Origin of the sequence: Nostoc sp. 'Lobaria pulmonaria (5183) cyanobiont' (assembly GCF_002949795.1) — a bacterium.
GTDB lineage: Bacteria > Cyanobacteriota > Cyanobacteriia > Cyanobacteriales > Nostocaceae > Nostoc.
The window spans coordinates 4,483,457-4,499,062 of the sequence record NZ_CP026692.1 but is presented as its reverse complement, the minus strand read 5'-3'; the positions used below and the strand labels follow the sequence as shown (position 1 = coordinate 4,499,062).

At 39.8% G+C, this 15,606-nt stretch carries 12 protein-coding genes and 1 pseudogene; 7 read left to right on the top strand and 6 right to left on the bottom strand.

The window, feature by feature from the left end; translation table 11 throughout:
* Positions 1–299: 299 nt before the first annotated feature.
* Positions 300–1,076, top strand: a complete 777-nt coding sequence (locus tag NLP_RS19740) for an ABC transporter permease (RefSeq protein WP_104907871.1) — start codon at positions 300–302, stop codon at positions 1,074–1,076.
* Between the two features lie 476 nt (positions 1,077–1,552).
* Complete coding sequence (locus NLP_RS19735; RefSeq protein ID WP_094350008.1) at positions 1,553–1,771, top strand: hypothetical protein; 219 nt, start codon at positions 1,553–1,555, stop codon at positions 1,769–1,771.
* Positions 1,772–1,942: 171 nt separating this feature from the next.
* On the opposite strand, the pseudogene NLP_RS19730 reads toward NLP_RS19735, so the two are convergent.
* The 5 genes and pseudogenes from NLP_RS19730 to NLP_RS19710 all read right to left on the bottom strand — a co-directional run.
* Positions 1,943–2,360: pseudogene (locus NLP_RS19730) on the bottom strand (Uma2 family endonuclease); the annotation flags it as partial.
* A gap of 284 nt (positions 2,361–2,644) precedes the next feature.
* Positions 2,645–4,486: an ATP-dependent zinc metalloprotease FtsH3 gene (gene ftsH3 / locus NLP_RS19725; protein WP_104907870.1), complete on the bottom strand. Its 1,842-nt coding sequence runs from the start codon at positions 4,484–4,486 to the stop codon at positions 2,645–2,647.
* Positions 4,487–4,599: 113 nt separating this feature from the next.
* Positions 4,600–5,394, bottom strand: a complete 795-nt coding sequence (locus NLP_RS19720; protein ID WP_234016993.1) for an aminotransferase class IV — start codon at positions 5,392–5,394, stop codon at positions 4,600–4,602.
* A gap of 17 nt (positions 5,395–5,411) precedes the next feature.
* The gene (locus NLP_RS19715) at positions 5,412–5,831 is read right to left on the bottom strand and encodes a GNAT family N-acetyltransferase (protein WP_199784653.1); all 420 of its coding nucleotides are present in this window, start codon (positions 5,829–5,831) and stop codon (positions 5,412–5,414) included.
* Positions 5,832–6,074: 243 nt separating this feature from the next.
* Positions 6,075–6,860: a hypothetical protein gene (locus NLP_RS19710; protein WP_104907869.1), complete on the bottom strand. Its 786-nt coding sequence runs from the start codon at positions 6,858–6,860 to the stop codon at positions 6,075–6,077.
* 530 nt (positions 6,861–7,390) lie between these two features.
* Between NLP_RS19710 and NLP_RS19705 the strand changes: the two genes are divergently transcribed.
* The 5 genes from NLP_RS19705 (at position 7,391) to NLP_RS19685 (ending at position 13,648) form a co-directional block, all read left to right on the top strand.
* Entirely contained in the window at positions 7,391–7,903 is a 513-nt protein-coding gene (locus tag NLP_RS19705) for a hypothetical protein (RefSeq protein ID WP_104907868.1), read from the top strand.
* A gap of 99 nt (positions 7,904–8,002) precedes the next feature.
* Positions 8,003–8,842 carry a hypothetical protein gene (locus NLP_RS19700; RefSeq protein ID WP_234016992.1) on the top strand — a complete coding sequence of 280 codons (840 nt, stop codon included), beginning with the start codon at positions 8,003–8,005 and terminating at the stop codon, positions 8,840–8,842.
* Complete coding sequence (locus tag NLP_RS19695) at positions 8,829–9,764, top strand: hypothetical protein (protein WP_104907866.1); 936 nt, start codon at positions 8,829–8,831, stop codon at positions 9,762–9,764. Before NLP_RS19700 ends, NLP_RS19695 begins: the two co-directional genes overlap by 14 nt.
* Before the next feature lie 674 nt (positions 9,765–10,438).
* On the top strand, positions 10,439–11,728 hold the full coding sequence (locus NLP_RS19690) for a calcium-binding protein (RefSeq protein ID WP_104907865.1): 1,290 nt from the start codon (positions 10,439–10,441) through the stop codon (positions 11,726–11,728).
* Positions 11,729–11,995: 267 nt separating this feature from the next.
* The gene (locus NLP_RS19685) at positions 11,996–13,648 is read left to right on the top strand and encodes a vanadium-dependent haloperoxidase (protein ID WP_104907864.1); all 1,653 of its coding nucleotides are present in this window, start codon (positions 11,996–11,998) and stop codon (positions 13,646–13,648) included.
* A 477-nt stretch (positions 13,649–14,125) separates the two neighbouring features.
* On the opposite strand, the gene NLP_RS19680 is transcribed toward NLP_RS19685, so the two are convergent.
* The gene (locus NLP_RS19680) at positions 14,126–15,379 is read right to left on the bottom strand and encodes an acetate kinase (protein WP_104907863.1); all 1,254 of its coding nucleotides are present in this window, start codon (positions 15,377–15,379) and stop codon (positions 14,126–14,128) included.
* Positions 15,380–15,606: the final 227 nt, after the last annotated feature.

Genomic DNA, 15,606 nt, shown 5'->3' with positions numbered 1-15,606 from the left:
ACTAGTACCGCAAGGCGGAAGTTAAAAGGAGCCAGTGCGTTGGGCGGCTCTGCCGACTTGAAGCAACTGGCGTTCAAAAGTCAAAAGTCAAAAGAATTGTATTCCAAACTCTTGCGGCATTTGAAATGGTATGTTTATTTCCGCGCCCGCCGTACTAGGTGTTTGCCATGTTAAGGTCGTACCATTTGGAATTTTGAATTGATGAAAGTGATATATATCAACCAAGATCCAACACATCTGGTCAAAGTTCCTCTTGTGTGTGCTGCTTTGAGAAGAAAATACCACGAGATAGAGAACCCATGCAGAATCTGATCGAGCTGGATTTCGTGGATTTAGCTATTGGTGTGGGATTGATGGCGATCGCCATTGGTTTATCTGCCTGGGAAAAATTAGGATTAGAGTTGAACCTAGCCCTTGCTACTGGGAGAACCATCTTACAACTTCTTGTATTGGGATACATTTTAGATTTCATCTTGGCTTTAGACAATGCTTGGGCAGTTTTGGCGCTATTAGCAATAATGCTGACAATTACGGCGATTGTCGCACGAAATCGCATCAGCCAAAAAATTCCTCATCTGTTGCCTTTGGTGTGGGGTGCAATTTTAATTAGTACCGCCGTCACAGTGTTTTACATCAACTTCTTGATCGTTCAACCAGAAAGATGGTATGAACCACAGTATATAATCCCTCTAGCAGGAATAGTCTTAGGTAATGCTACCAATGCAGCTGCGATCGCAGGCGATCGCCTTGTCAGCACCATTAATTCCAGCCATCTCGAAATAGAAACCCATTTAAGCTTAGGTGCAACTCCAGAGCAAGCAGTTAGCCAGTATCGCAAAGACGCCATTAAAGCCGGATTGATTCCTACTCTCAATCAAATGATACTCATAGGTATGGTCGCAATACCAGGAATTACCACCGGACAGTTATTAGCTGGTGTCAAACCTCTAGATGCTGTATCCTATGAAATTTTAATTATGTTCATGGTTGCTTTTGCTAACTTGTTGACAACAGTTTTAATCACGAAGGGGTTGTGTCGTCAATTTTTTAATTCTGCCATGCAGTTGGTGAGATAAAGAGTGCTGTTAGCAGTAGCGGGACGTTGAGCCAGTGCTGAGTAGGGTAAAGGGATTAATCCAAATATAAGTATTTCATTTCCTTGTAGGGACGCATAGCTAGCTGTACGCTCCTACAAAGTCTCTACACAATTGAAATATGAAAATATTTTGGAAACGCATCTATCCTAAGAAGGATTTTATATAAAGCATCAATAAATATTTATATGGTTATTTAAAAATAATGTCATCTCAGTATTCAAACTCGATGCTGTAAAGCTGAGAACTCAACCTCTTGCCATCTATCAAAGGTAACAGAACCAAAAAAAGAATGTCATGATTATTAGATGTACCTTTGAGTACTGAAGTCAAGCAGCTGAAATATTTATTAATATTAATAATAGAAGGTGTAAATTCAGCGTCAGGAGTCAGAAAAATTCCCAATGGCAGGTATTTCACATCAATCACTAGATTTTTCACCAACCGAACAGAAGATTATGAAAGATCAAAAACGATCGGACTCTAAAGAATTCGTCGGAAATCTCAAGAATGGGATTTGGCTATTTGGCCTCTCATCCTGGGTATTTGGCATTACCGATCGCAGTATTGCTTCATTTGCAGATGGCTATCTATCTGCTTTGGATTTGACGCAACTATTTACAGCGGCTACGTTCTTTGTGGCGTGGCTATTTTTGAAACCGACATCCAGAGTTTAAGTTAAGCAACTAGTTGAGTATTCAGTCATTGTTTAGGCTAGTCCGATAGAGATTTAGAAAGTTATCTATTTGATCGCTATAAGGGGTGTGCCACAGAATGCATAGATTTTTTTGCATTGATTGCAATCAAGGTAATTCGTAAAATCTCCGAATTACCCTTATTTCTAGTTTTCACAAGAGAGAATCAGGATCTACACCTAGTTTGCGCAACCTTTGTGCCAGCATTTGGGCACGTTCTTCCGGCGTTAGTAAAACGTCGTTCTTGCTCGTTATACCAGTAAAGCCACTTTCGCGTGATAACGTGATATATTCCTCGTTCTATGCCAATTCCCAAACCTACCTCTGGTAGCCAAACAGGATTTCCTGAGAGCAATTGATACTCGTTATTGACTAATTTATAGACCTCTAAGTGTTGCTTGCGGTGGCGAGTAGGATTATAAACGGCAGAGTACAAGACTTTGAGCTTTGCGTACTCGTTTTTCTTAGTAGTGTATTCTCCGCGATCAGTCTGAGATACTACTTCCAGTACCAATATAGGAACTTTTTCTTCTTCCCAAATTGCATAACTTAAACGGAGGTTTTCATCAAAGTTATAGCTGCTTTGATTTTGGTGTATCTAAAAAAATTTTTCTAATTTTCCGGAATTGATTATGCTCAGGTGGTAGTCTTTATCAGATTAGCGATTTATACTGAAACTCTATAACGAACCTCCGGGGAATATAACCCCATTACGGATAAAAAGCCCGGTCTTCATGGTCGGGCTTTTGCCAAGAAATAAAAAAATTGGGGTAACTCTGGAAAATCCCAGAATTACCCCAAATTTTTAAAAGTTACGAGCTAAAAATTATTTTTCACTCATCACTTCTGATTAAATTAGGCAAACGCAGCGGTTGTCACATCGTTATTCGAGAGAATTTCTTGCAACTCTTCGGCGTCTACTGTTTCTTTATCAACCAGCATTTGCGCTAGCTGATCTAGGACGTGGCGGTTACGCACTAACACTTCTTTAGCGCGTGTATAGGCTACATCTACAAGTTTGCGGACTTCTTCATCAATGGCAGCAGCGGTTTCTTCAGAGAAATCGCGCTCTGACATGATATCCCGTCCGAGGAACATGTTACCTTGTTGACGACCAAGGGCAACAGGGCCTAAGCGATCGCTCATCCCAAATCGGGTGATCATCTGACGCGCAACACGGGCTACCTGTTGTAAATCATTAGAAGCACCAGTGGTAACTTCTTCTTCACCAAAGATTAATTCTTCAGCGAGCCGACCACCCAAAGCCACAGCCATCTGATTTTCCAGATAAGCGCGGCTGTATAAACCTGTGTCCATCCGGTCTTCGCTGGGGGTAAACCAAGTTAAACCACCTGCGCGACCACGAGGGATGATACTAATCTTCTGCACAGGATCGTAGTCTGGCATCAAAGCACCAACTAAAGCGTGACCAGCTTCGTGATATGCCACTAAAGTTTTGCGCTTTTCGCTCATTACCCGGTCTTTCTTCTCTGGCCCAGCTAATACGCGATCAATCGCGTCGTTGATTTCGTCCATCGAAATTTCAGTCAAATTCCGGCGTGCTGCCAGAATTGCGGCTTCATTCAGCAAGTTGGATAAATCAGCGCCAGTAAATCCAGGAGTCCGGCGGGCAATTTTATCTAAGTCCACATCTTTCGCCAAGGTCTTGCCACGGGCGTGTACCTTGAGGATTTCGCTGCGTCCGGCATAGTCGGGACGGTCTACCACAACTTGACGGTCAAAGCGACCAGGACGCAATAGGGCTGCATCTAGGACATCAGGACGGTTGGTAGCGGCAATAATGATGATGCCAGTGTTACCTTCAAAACCGTCCATTTCTGTAAGCAACTGGTTGAGGGTTTGTTCCCGCTCATCGTTACCACCACCTAAACCTGCACCCCGTTGACGACCTACGGCGTCAATTTCATCGATGAAGACGATACAGGGAGCATTGGTCTTAGCTTGTTCAAACAAATCGCGGACGCGGGATGCACCCACACCGACGAACATTTCCACAAATTCCGAACCGGAGATCGAGAAGAAGGGTACACCTGCTTCACCAGCTACGGCACGAGCTAGGAGGGTTTTACCTGTACCAGGAGGGCCAACTAACAACACACCTTTAGGAATTTTTGCACCAACGGCGGTAAAGCGATCGGCGTTTTTCAGAAAGTCTACGACTTCGTTTAATTCCAACTTGGCTTGGTCAATACCAGCAACATCGCCAAATGTCACCTGAGTTTGTGGTTCCATTTGGACTCTGGCTTTGGATTTGCCAAAGTTCATCGCTTGGCTTCCTGGGCCACTTTGAGCGCGACGTAGCAAGAAGAATAAGCCAACCAAAAGCAATACAGGGAAAAATAAGCTGCTTAGTGCCTTAAACCAAAATCCTTCATCAGTTTGGGGCAAAACAGAAATATCAACGCCTTTTGAAGTCAGAGTATTGATTAGGTCTGGATCGTTGACTAAGGTAACAATCCGTTTAGCCGGGTCATATTTGGGTGTAACCAGTGCTGTAGAGCGATCTGCACTCAAACTGACTTTTTCTACTCTGCCTTGCTGAACTTCTTGAATAAAGCGACTATATCGCCATGTTTCTCTGCTTTGGGGTTGTTTGTCAAAAAATGCTGTTCCCAGCGCAATGACGACAATAAACAGGAGCGCGTACAGCCCTGCATTTCTCCATCTTTTATTCACTAAGGTCTATCCTCCGGTATTTTTCGCACCATCGCCTAGCATCTGCGATCGCAAAGGTGATTATTAAGAATTATGTTAACTTATCTTAAGATATAACAAATTTGGCGTGGATGTCATACTAAAAAAAGCTCCCTTATTAGCTGAAAACTATTATGGTAGGGATTACATTGTAGCGACCCTGAAGGCAGATGAACGGTATGAATAGGAATAATTTCTACCACACTATTAGTGTAGGCGATCGCTTCAAATCTCTGGACTAACTCGACGCTCCAAGTTTCTTCTCGCACTGGCTGCTGGTGGTTTTGCAACCAGTTTACAAGTTGCGATCGCACAATTCCCGGCAAAATTTCGGCTTTTATTGGCGGCGTGTACCAACTGCGATCGCACCATCCCCAAAGGTTGCCTGTACTGGTTTCTAGCCAATTTCCTTCAGCATCGACTAATATTGCTTCTTGAGCATCTAAGCTAGTTTTTGCCAACCAAGCACTCAAATAGTTTCCAGTTTTATGAGAAGGGAGAGAGCGATAAAATTCTGAACTTGCAACAGCGCACAAAATACCATTATTTTGTTTTTCTGTCAAATCTGGCGGTAAGAATCTGCCAGTTATCCACTCTCGTCCATCGGGAAAGAGGGTAATTCTGAGAACGGGGAAGTGTGCCAGAAGAGTTTGAGCGCCTTGACGTAGACGGTTCCAATCTGGTTGCTTCCAACCAAAAGATTGTACTGAGGAAAGTAGGCGATCGCAGTGTGCTTGCCAATTAGTTAAATTATTATCTAGGGAGTTCTGATAAACCCGCAATGTTGTAAAAACAGTTGCGCCATAAAGTAAACCCGGATCGTTAATGTTTAATTCTAGGGTTTGAGAGTGAATTAATTTGCCGTCATACCAAAAAATATTATTTGTCACAACCAAAGTGCTTATCGCTACAACTTCATTGAAAAGTGATGACTTGTAATACTCATACGCTGCATGAGATAAAACCTGTGGGCTGCAAATCGCTGAACACCAGAATCCAGACTCAAGTGTTTACACTCATGATTTCTGGCATATTCAATTAGCCACTGAAATAACTGTTGACCATAGCTATGCGATCGCTTCAACTCATCAACAACTAAATCATCAATGTATAAAAACTTTTCCAATGCTAAACAACTAGAAATGCGAAATCCAGCGATCGCTACAGCTTGCTTTTCTACTTCCAAGAATGCAAGTTGATATCCTTCTTTCATTTGATATCGAACTTGTTCTACAAACTTAGTCTGCTCAAGGTGAGGGCGTAACTGAGAAATAACAGGAAAACACCCTAATATTTGAAAGTCAGATTCTGCCAATTGTATTGACATCAGTATTACCTTACTCAATCGATTTATTGTATGAATTAAAAGCCCTCACCCTAAATCCCTCTCCCAAGCTTGGGAGAGGGACTTTGAATTGGCTCCCCTTCTCCCAATATTGGGAGAAGGGGTTGGGGGATGAGGGAAAATTTTGCATTTGTACAAGAGGTCTAATCCTACGTGATAAATTTGAAAAAATTGGGTGTATATAATTCTTTACTGCACTTGCAACAACCCTTTATAAATAATAATTTAATCTTTAGGCGGAAATATAATTTTATGAGTACCTTCAGGAGTTGTAACTATTTTTCCTCCCAAAGCTTCGATTTCCCTAATTGCGCGTTTCTGAGTTCTCTCATCGGTATGATTATTTAAAACCATTGACCATGTAGAAATTTGAGCATATTTACTGTTAGGATTTCGACTCAGAAATTCAGCAGTTCTTTGGGAAGTATTAGCTATAAGCTGACTCTCTGGATCTGAAAATTTACTTGCCCAGTTTGCCGCCGTTGCAAAAGACTGTTGAGCAGCTTGAGCGTTGCCTAAAAACAATAACTCATCAACTCCTTTAAAACGCCATATATAATATGACTTTTCGGGAACTGACGGAGATATTGATTTTAAGCCTTTCTCTGATAATGCGATCGCACGTTCTGGCATACCAGCATACAATGAAGTACTGATCGAAAGACTGCGATACGCTGCTAAAAATCGCGGGTCGCGCCCTAGAATAACTTCAAAATATTCTGGACTTAAACTGTAACCTGTTTTATCCCGAATTTCATCATCTCCAAAATATTGAAGAAAATTGAGATAAACCAAATCTGCGATGAAGTTATCATAACTAAAGCTAGGCGTTTTTTCGAGAAAATTTAGACGGATATTTTCAGATTTTATTTCTTTTTTTAGAGTTTCTAAAGAGGCAGATTCTTTTCTATTTATTAGTTTTTGCAATTGAGGTAATTGAATCAAGCCAACTCCTAAAATACACATACAAACTACAACAGGTGTAGCAAAAGCCTGACGAGATAACAACATATTTTTCCTTGTCTTGATCATCATAGTCATATTATTGTATACATAGTTTTATAAGACAAGTCAGCCCTACTTGTGCGTCTACGCTTTGCTAAACAAAATAAAAAACAGATTGACTAAAATAAATTAGCTTATTACTAGTATTAAATCATACTTACTACTTGCTTTTCCTGAGATATACTTTATATTTTTTTGTTTATAAGTAATATCTAATTTCTACAGATTGGAACGAAACGCCCAAAAACTAATTAAATAAATCTTTCAGAATCAAAACCACTTAAAACAGCTGAGAAACCTTACCGCATTGGTAGACTCATTGCAAACCGTGGCTCCAAAATCTAACATGGCATTATTCTTTTTCTAAGATAAATTTGACTTTAGGAAAGCCATAACTTTTTTTAGTAAAAATTTCTGAAATTATTAAGTTGTTTTGACTTTAGTTACTTTTTTTGAGTAAAAGCCTTAAAATTTTTGACATAACCTATAGTTGTATCTTGTTTATATTTAAATCTGTCTGTAACCTCTAAAACATCATGGTGAATAATACTCTTAACGAAACCACAGAAACTAATGGTCAAGCCATAGAAAATGGGGAAAGCAATAGTCAATCTAGCAAAGCAAGTAGTAAATTTAAAATAAAAGTTAAGAAGCTGAATACTAAAGCAGAAGGATTCAATATTGATGACATTATTGATGCTATTCAAACAGCAATAGTTGAAGTTGTCGAGCTAGAAATTACCACTTGGGTTCCAGAATCATCTACTCAGTTAGAACAACCAAGAGAGCAGCAAATTGCTCAAACAGGTAATCGAATGCACACTATAATCAATCTAATTGATGGTGATATAACTAACGAAGTTGGTAGTCAATTTATTGGTAGTGGCCCATATACAGAACTTCGCGAATTTCATCTAACTCAAATCAAAGAAAGTCGAGAGATTATGCAGAAAAATATAGAAAGTTTGCAGAAGTTGTATGGATTTTTTATAGAAATTATGAAATCTCGTAAAACTTCACAACAATCGCTATCCCGTTCCCAGCAGTAAATATTTATTAATTAATATTAACCCAAAATACCTACAGTATATGAACTTGTCCCAACCTGTAGGCTAATTTACTTTAGATAAATTAAGGAAATTATGACTATGCCTAATAAAATTCAAGAACAAGCCAAAGATTTGCTAGAGAAATTAGTCTCATCTGTACATGGATTAGTCGATGATATTACAGCTTTAGAAGTAAATACGATGGTTGTGGATCAAATTACTGGTGCAAAGTTTAATGCTTGGCAAGCGTATGAAGAGATTTATTCAATAAATGACAAAGACTATTTTGATGTCAAAAAAATTCCAAATCCAGACAATTTAACAGAATCAGAAAAAACCCAAGCTCAAGAGCTACGCAAGCGTTATACAAGTCTATTTTCGCAACTTGAAAGAGAATATTTTTACATTCTCCTTGAACAAAGTACTGAGACTCGTGAGCCAGACTCCAGGATAATACAATATCAGGAGCGTCTAAAATATCAGGTAGAACATAAAGCAAATATTGTTCCAGATGATCCGGTATACATAAAGCTAGCTCGACCAATATTGCCTGCTCCAACTCCTGTTGCAGATCAAGAAGATAATAATCAAAAAAATTTGCGGCAAAGGTGGCAAGAGATTGAAGAACTTTTGAACAATGATAAATTTATTCGTACACTGCGGAAAATGTCTGAACTAAAAGCTGCACTTAATGGTGGTAACATTACCAGCGTAGATATTGATATTATTTATGCTCAAACTGTTATGCAGTTAGATGGAGATATTATCAGCCGTTACCATAAAAACCTATTTCAATTACCTGATGGAGATAGAGATTTAATTCTAAAAATACATAATGAAGGGGTAGTTGCTGGAGAAAAACAGTGGCGTGGAACACTAGATTTTTTGATTGGTATTGTACGAAGTATCGCCAATTTATCCCGAAATGAACGCTTATAAAATACACACAGATCATCAAACTGATGTTCAACTATCTTTATTTCTGCAAATCCCTCAAGGCACTCCTATTGAACTTGAAATTAAGGTTGAGCCAGGACAGTATACTTTTTATCTAAATAAGTCAGTTTTAAAACAAGTTGAGGAAGCACGAGAAATAGGCTACTCTCTGTACATTCCGCCAAAATTACTAGCTTATCTTTGGTACTACAGCTGCTTTAGCGATAAGATTTACTTTAGCAATAACACTAGGCCATACAAAAAATTAGTAATTACTAAAAAAAACTTTAAGATATTTGGCAATACTTTTATAGTAAATTTTCTCAACTTGTTGTGGAGTAAATCATTACAAAATAAATCGACGTTACAGTATGGACTTACTTTTAATTCTTCTTATAGAGAAGATACATCAGCTTTATATTTTGGGAAAGAACAAGATATTGTTTTACAAAGCAATATTTTATTTGATGGTGACATAATTCACAAAATCAGGAGTGATTTTATCCAAAATCCTCAGTGTTTAAATATTGTTTATGTACATTATTGGCTTATTGAACAAATACTAAGTTATCTTAGGACTAAATTAAATCTGTTAGCTTGGGAGCTAGCTTCGGTATTACCTGCTGCTTTTTTAGTTTGGAAATTACATCTTTCATTATCAATACTTGCTTGGCTAGTAATATCTTTTGTATTTGCTACTATTCGCTATTGGCTTGTTAATCAACTTGCGAGATGGACTTTTATCAGATATCAATATCGAAATTGGCTGGCGTGGGGACTAACTTGTGTCATTTCTAGTATTTTTACTCCCACTAATTTCTTATATTTACTGTTTTTGTCACTACTTGGGCGGCTATTACAAAGGGTTTTTAGTTTTATAGTGGGGCAAATTGGTAAATTTTTTATGCGTTGGTTACTAGCTTGAAAATCGGGTATGAGGCATTGAAAAAGATATTTTTTCGTGAAAGACTGTTTTAAGAAAAAGATTAGGGATGTAGATATGTCACGGTATAGGGTAACTGCATATTCAAACAATGTTACCCAGATTAAATCAGACTTTCTAATTACGTTTCAACAGCTGCCAACACTGTTGAGCGATCGCTCAATTTGATTGAGTATTTATCACTACTACCTGCACTGCTGAATCCAGTAGCCCTAATTCTTTCTTAGGACACAAACAAGCTTGCCGAGAATGAATAAGTTTAGCGATGGGAGTACTTATTCGCTCAAACCTTATCAAAATAGTAGTGTTGATGTAAGAGGTATATTTTATTGAGTATAAAATATATTTCAATATATTTAAATAAGTTATCAATAGTATAGCATTTTCTGATTTATGTAAATAATTGTAACAATAACTAATAGTTCGCGTAAAACTCACAGTCTGAACCCGATATACAAGTATGGCTATGTTGGTGTTTCATATAGTTCAACAATGATTTACACACGTTCATACGGAGTTCATCAAGTTAAAATGCTTTTGATAGTTCAAAAACTCACTCTTTTCTGCAATATTACTGCTAGATAAAAGTAGCTCTGTATTAATTGAGCAAAAATAGTTCTGTCATCCAAGTTATTTAACGAAATGAGGTCAAAAAAATGGCAACACTCAGCATAGAACAACAAGAATTAGAAGAACTCCAAGAGGTGACAGCAAGCACATTCGATACTTCACAAGCAGAAGTAATTAAACCAGTATTTTCTACAAATGAGCAAACTCGATTAGCAAGACTAGAACAACTAGAAACAGGTACGTATGTTCCACCAAATAGTACGCTACTCACTCCCGGTAAAAACATCGGCTTGAATAGCACCGACTCCATCAGCGATCGCAATGAAGTCAGTGACAATGTTGGCAAAATAATAAGGAGTGTAGATAAGGATAATAATCAAATAATAATAGGCACGCCCAATGCGGATACACTCTATGGTGCTAATGGGGATGACGTTATAACTAGTTTAGGTATTGATGATATAGTCTCAGGTCGCAATGGAGATGACCTCATTAGTGGAGGAAGTGGAAACGACTACCTCCTGGGTGATGCTGGGAAAGATATCATTTATGGGGACTATAGTGCCAGTGGAAATTCAGACTTGATTGCAAGTAGCAATGACACCATTTTTGGTGGTGATGGAAACGATAAACTCTATGGTCAAGGTCGTCAAGACAGAATCTATGGTGATTCTGGTGATGACTATATTGAAGGTGGGGCAGACAACGATCAAATTAATGGTGACGATGGTAACGACATACTTTATGGTGATGACATAGAGGGCAACGCCGATGTCAGTGGTGACGATATAATCTCTGGTGACAATGGGAACGACAAAATTTATGGTGGTCGAGGTAACGACTTCCTCGAAGGTGATGATGGAAAAGATTTACTAGTTGGTGGGCAGGGTTACGACTCTCTTAATGGCGGTAACGGCAACGATGTATTGATTGGTACTGATACAGACTTTTTTGGTCAACTGCAACAAGGATTTGGCTTTGGCGAAAAAGATACCTTAATCGGTGGGAAAAATAATGACACATTTGTTCTGGGGCTTGAACAAGCAAATGCTAGGGATGTAAATGGGAAGGATACTGTTATCTTTGATGTAGTTTTATACAATGATGGCAATATTAAACTCAACGGTACTCAAGACTATGCTCTGATTAAAGATTTTGGTTTCATTAACGACCGTGTTACCCGTGGTGTAGATAAAATCCAGCTAGCAGGTTCAGCAAGTCAGTATTTACTGGATGCATCTCCTGTTAGCTCGATATCTGGTACGGGAATATTTTTTACCCCAGGTCAAGTTGTACCTGAACTCATTGGTATTGTTGAGGGAATTTCGCTCTCCAATCTAAGTCTTTCCGATAGCAATCAATTCATTTTTGTTTGATTAGAAATTCAGACTCAGGGTATTGAACCAAAATCTTATCTGAGCGTTACTGCACGCCTAAAGGATTCCAATTAAAAAATATCCAACTTGTAGGGTGCGTTATATCTCCAGCTAATGCACTGTGACAGATTAGATCAAGATTGTGCGTTACTTGATTAATGCACCCTACAAATTAAGATTGGATCATTTATTTTTTGGTAGTCCTTTAATAGCAAAAAGCAGGAAAACTATCTTATTCCTATTTGCAACAAAAGGAACAAAAGCTTTATGACTTCAGATATCGTTATTCAGTTTGCTGAAATTCTCGAAAATCCGACAATCTTTCCCGATGAACAGGGAAAACTGAAAATTGTTGTTGAGAATCAAGGTGATACACAGTTTAACGGGCCTGTAAATATCAAACTGTATGGATCAACCGATAAAGTTCTTGACATCAATTCTCTAAACACACTCGAACAATCAAGGGGTGCAAGCGATTTACTCAGGGGCAAAGATGAGCTTTTGGGCGGTTTGAACGATCAAAGGGTTAATTTAGCGCCTGGTCAATCTAAAACATTTACTGTGGATTTTGCTGGATCTGAGTTCCGTACTGCAAGTGTTGTCTCTCCAGGACTCTACTATTTGATTGGACAGGTAATACCAGGTAATAGCGTTACTGAAAGTAATACAGCCAACAATGTAGCCAGCCAGTTAATTACTGGAGGTGACGTTGTGATCCAATGGAATTCAATTCTCTTAAATGCCATACAAGCATCGGGAACAGCACCTCCAGTGGGGGCACGCAATCAGGCGATCGTTCAGGCGGCAGTTTATGATGCTGTCAACGCAATTGACCGGAGTTACAAGCCTTATTTAGTAAACATCAGCGCATCGGAAGCTACCGGGGCATCGAAAGAAGCTGCGGCAGTTGAAGCAGCCTACCGAACGCTGGTCAATTTGTTCCCAAAACAAAAAACTACATTCGATGAACAGCGGCAAAGGTCTCTTGCAACAATCCCGAATGGTACGGCTGAGAACAAGGGCATTGCGATCGGAAACAAGGTTGCCCAGCAAATACTGGATAACCGGAAAAATGATGGTTCAAGTACTGCACAAGGATCATACACGCCGGGAACTGGCTTTGGCGATTGGAAGCCAACTTTCAGCGATGGTGAAACAACAAATAATACTACCAATTTTGCACCAGCATTATTGCCCCAGTGGGGTCTAGTAACTCCCTTTGCTATAGACAGTGTTATCCTGTTCCGTCCAGATACTTTCCCTGAGTATGGTAGCCCTCGGTATACAAGAAATTTTAATCAGGTTAAGGCGCTTGGCGCTGAAAATAGCACTGTTCGCACCACAGATCAGACGGAAATTGCCCAATTCTGGGCTTACGATCGCGGCGATACTTTCAGGCCACCAGGTCAGTTGAACGAACTCGCGCAAGAAGTAGCATTGGCTCAAAGCAATACTCTAGAGGAGAATGCCCGTTTATTTGCGCTGCTGAACATTGCCCAAGCTGATGCGGGTATTGTTGGGTGGGATGCCAAGTACGTGTATGAGCAATTGCGCCCGATTACTGCAATCCGCAATGCCGATCAAGATAATAATCCTGATACGATTGCCAATCCTAATTGGGAACCTCTGCTAGATACCCCACCATTCCCCGATTACATCTCAGGACATTCTGTATTCGGTGGTGCATCAGCCGAAATTCTGAAACTTTTCTACGGCACCGACGACATTAGTTTTGACATTCCTTCACAAGAATTACCTGGCGTTGGTCGCTATTACGGCAGCTTTTCACAGGCAGCCCAAGAGTCTGCCGATAGCCGGATTTATGGTGGCGTCCATATTGAAGCGGCCACTATAGACGGCGTGCAAGTAGGTAGGAATGTCGGCAGTTTCGTGTTTAATAACTTTTTGACTCCGGTTTAGTTATATAGCAAGGGACTGGGGATAAGGAGTAATGGGGACTGGGTGAAAAGTCTTTGTCTTGAAAAGTTCAGAGCGGCGGAAGCCGCCGCTCCGACTTTTCGTTTTGTGTCTAAGTTTTATCATCTATCGATGTCCTAATCACCAAGGCTTTTGTTATACTCATAGAATTTTAGATTTTAAATTTTGGATTTTGGATTTTGAATCTTCAAAATCCAAAGTTTAAAAAGGTCTGAGAGCATTGGCTACAAGAACAGTTCAATCAAGTAGGTGAGATAGGTGTATTGCCTCAAGATTTTTGTTATATAATTTCGCCGTAGTCAAACTATTTGTAACTCAATAGCTCTTTTGTTATATCTTGCACCTGCCCACTTTCTTGCCAGAGAATAAATTCTCTAACTAATAGCACAAATCCACTAAGCGTGGACTATAAACCTTACCCAGTTTTCTTTAGAAGACTTTAGCTATCAGCCTCAAAATTCATTCTGAGGCTGTTGTTGGGACTGGTGCAAGTTCTGAGTTTTTCAATAATTGCCAACATTGGCCGGCGATCGCCCAATCTTCTTGAGTATGAATAACTAATACCCGTACTGATGAATCGGGTGTAGCAATATCCTCATCCACTGGCTGCTGTTGATTTTTCTCAAGGTCTATTTTCAGTCCGATAAACCCAAAGGCTTCACAGGCGGCTTGGCGAATTTCCGCAGAGTGTTCACCCACACCTGCTGTGAATACTAAAGCATCTAATCCCCCCAAACTAGTGAGCATTGCGCCAATACCAGAACGCAAGCGATGCACGTAGATATCCCACGCCAGTTGAGCGCGGGAATTACCTTGAGCGATCGCTTCTCTCACCTCACGCATATCGCTAGATACACCCGAAATTCCCTTTAACCCAGAAGCTTTATTTAATAACTCATCCAACTTTTCGATAGAGTAATTGCAGTGCCGCAACAAATAAATCAGAATCCCCGGATCGACTGAACCAGAACGACTACCCATCATCAATCCTTCTACGGGTGTGAATCCCATAGTGGTATCAATACTGCGACCGTTTTTAATTGCCGCTAAAGAGCAACCATTGCCCAGATGACAGATAATTAACCGCTCAGATGCAACATCTCGACCGAGAATTTGGATAGCACGTTGAGAACAGTATTGATGACTGATACCATGAAACCCATAGCGACGAATACCTTGCTCTAGCCACTGATATGGGCCGGGATAGATTGCTGCTGCATCGGGTAAAGTACCATGAAATCCGGTATCAAAGACTGCTACTTGAGTGACATCTCCTAAGATTTGTTCAATTACTTCTATGCCTTCTAGACCCACTGGATTATGTTCTGGAGCCAGGTTAGACAGACCAGCGATCGCCTTTTCGACATCTTTTGTAATTACCACACTATCTCGATAATCCTCTCCACCATGTACTATCCGATGCCCCACCACATCGATTTCTGACAAGCGATCGATTACCTTGGTAGCATCACGATCGAGTGTATTGAACATATAGGTGAGGTGCGCCTGTGGAGAATCACCAGAGATTGATTTTTGCAGCGTTCCACCCGTAGCAGTTTTCACCTCAATTTCTGCCACACTTCGATTTTGAGTCCAGTTGATTTTCCCTTCCCAAAGGGTTTGGGGTGCTTGGGTGGGCAGGGCTGCCTCTGCAATTTCATACAGACAACTCTTTTGGCTGCTCGATCCGGCATTCAGTACCAATATTTTCATAGTGACAACAGAAAAAGACAATCTCCTTTAATCGTGTCACCAAAACAGTGCCTCGGCTTAGAGTAACTCGGCTTAGAGTAAAAAGTAAAATTAATTGCACTCAGCATATAAGGTCTGAGAGCAACTAAATTTATTTATGAAAAAAATAAAAATATTTTTTTTGAGACACGTAGCGCAAGAAAAAATATGTCCTTGTTTCAATCCCCTAGTTTTAACTATGGGATTAT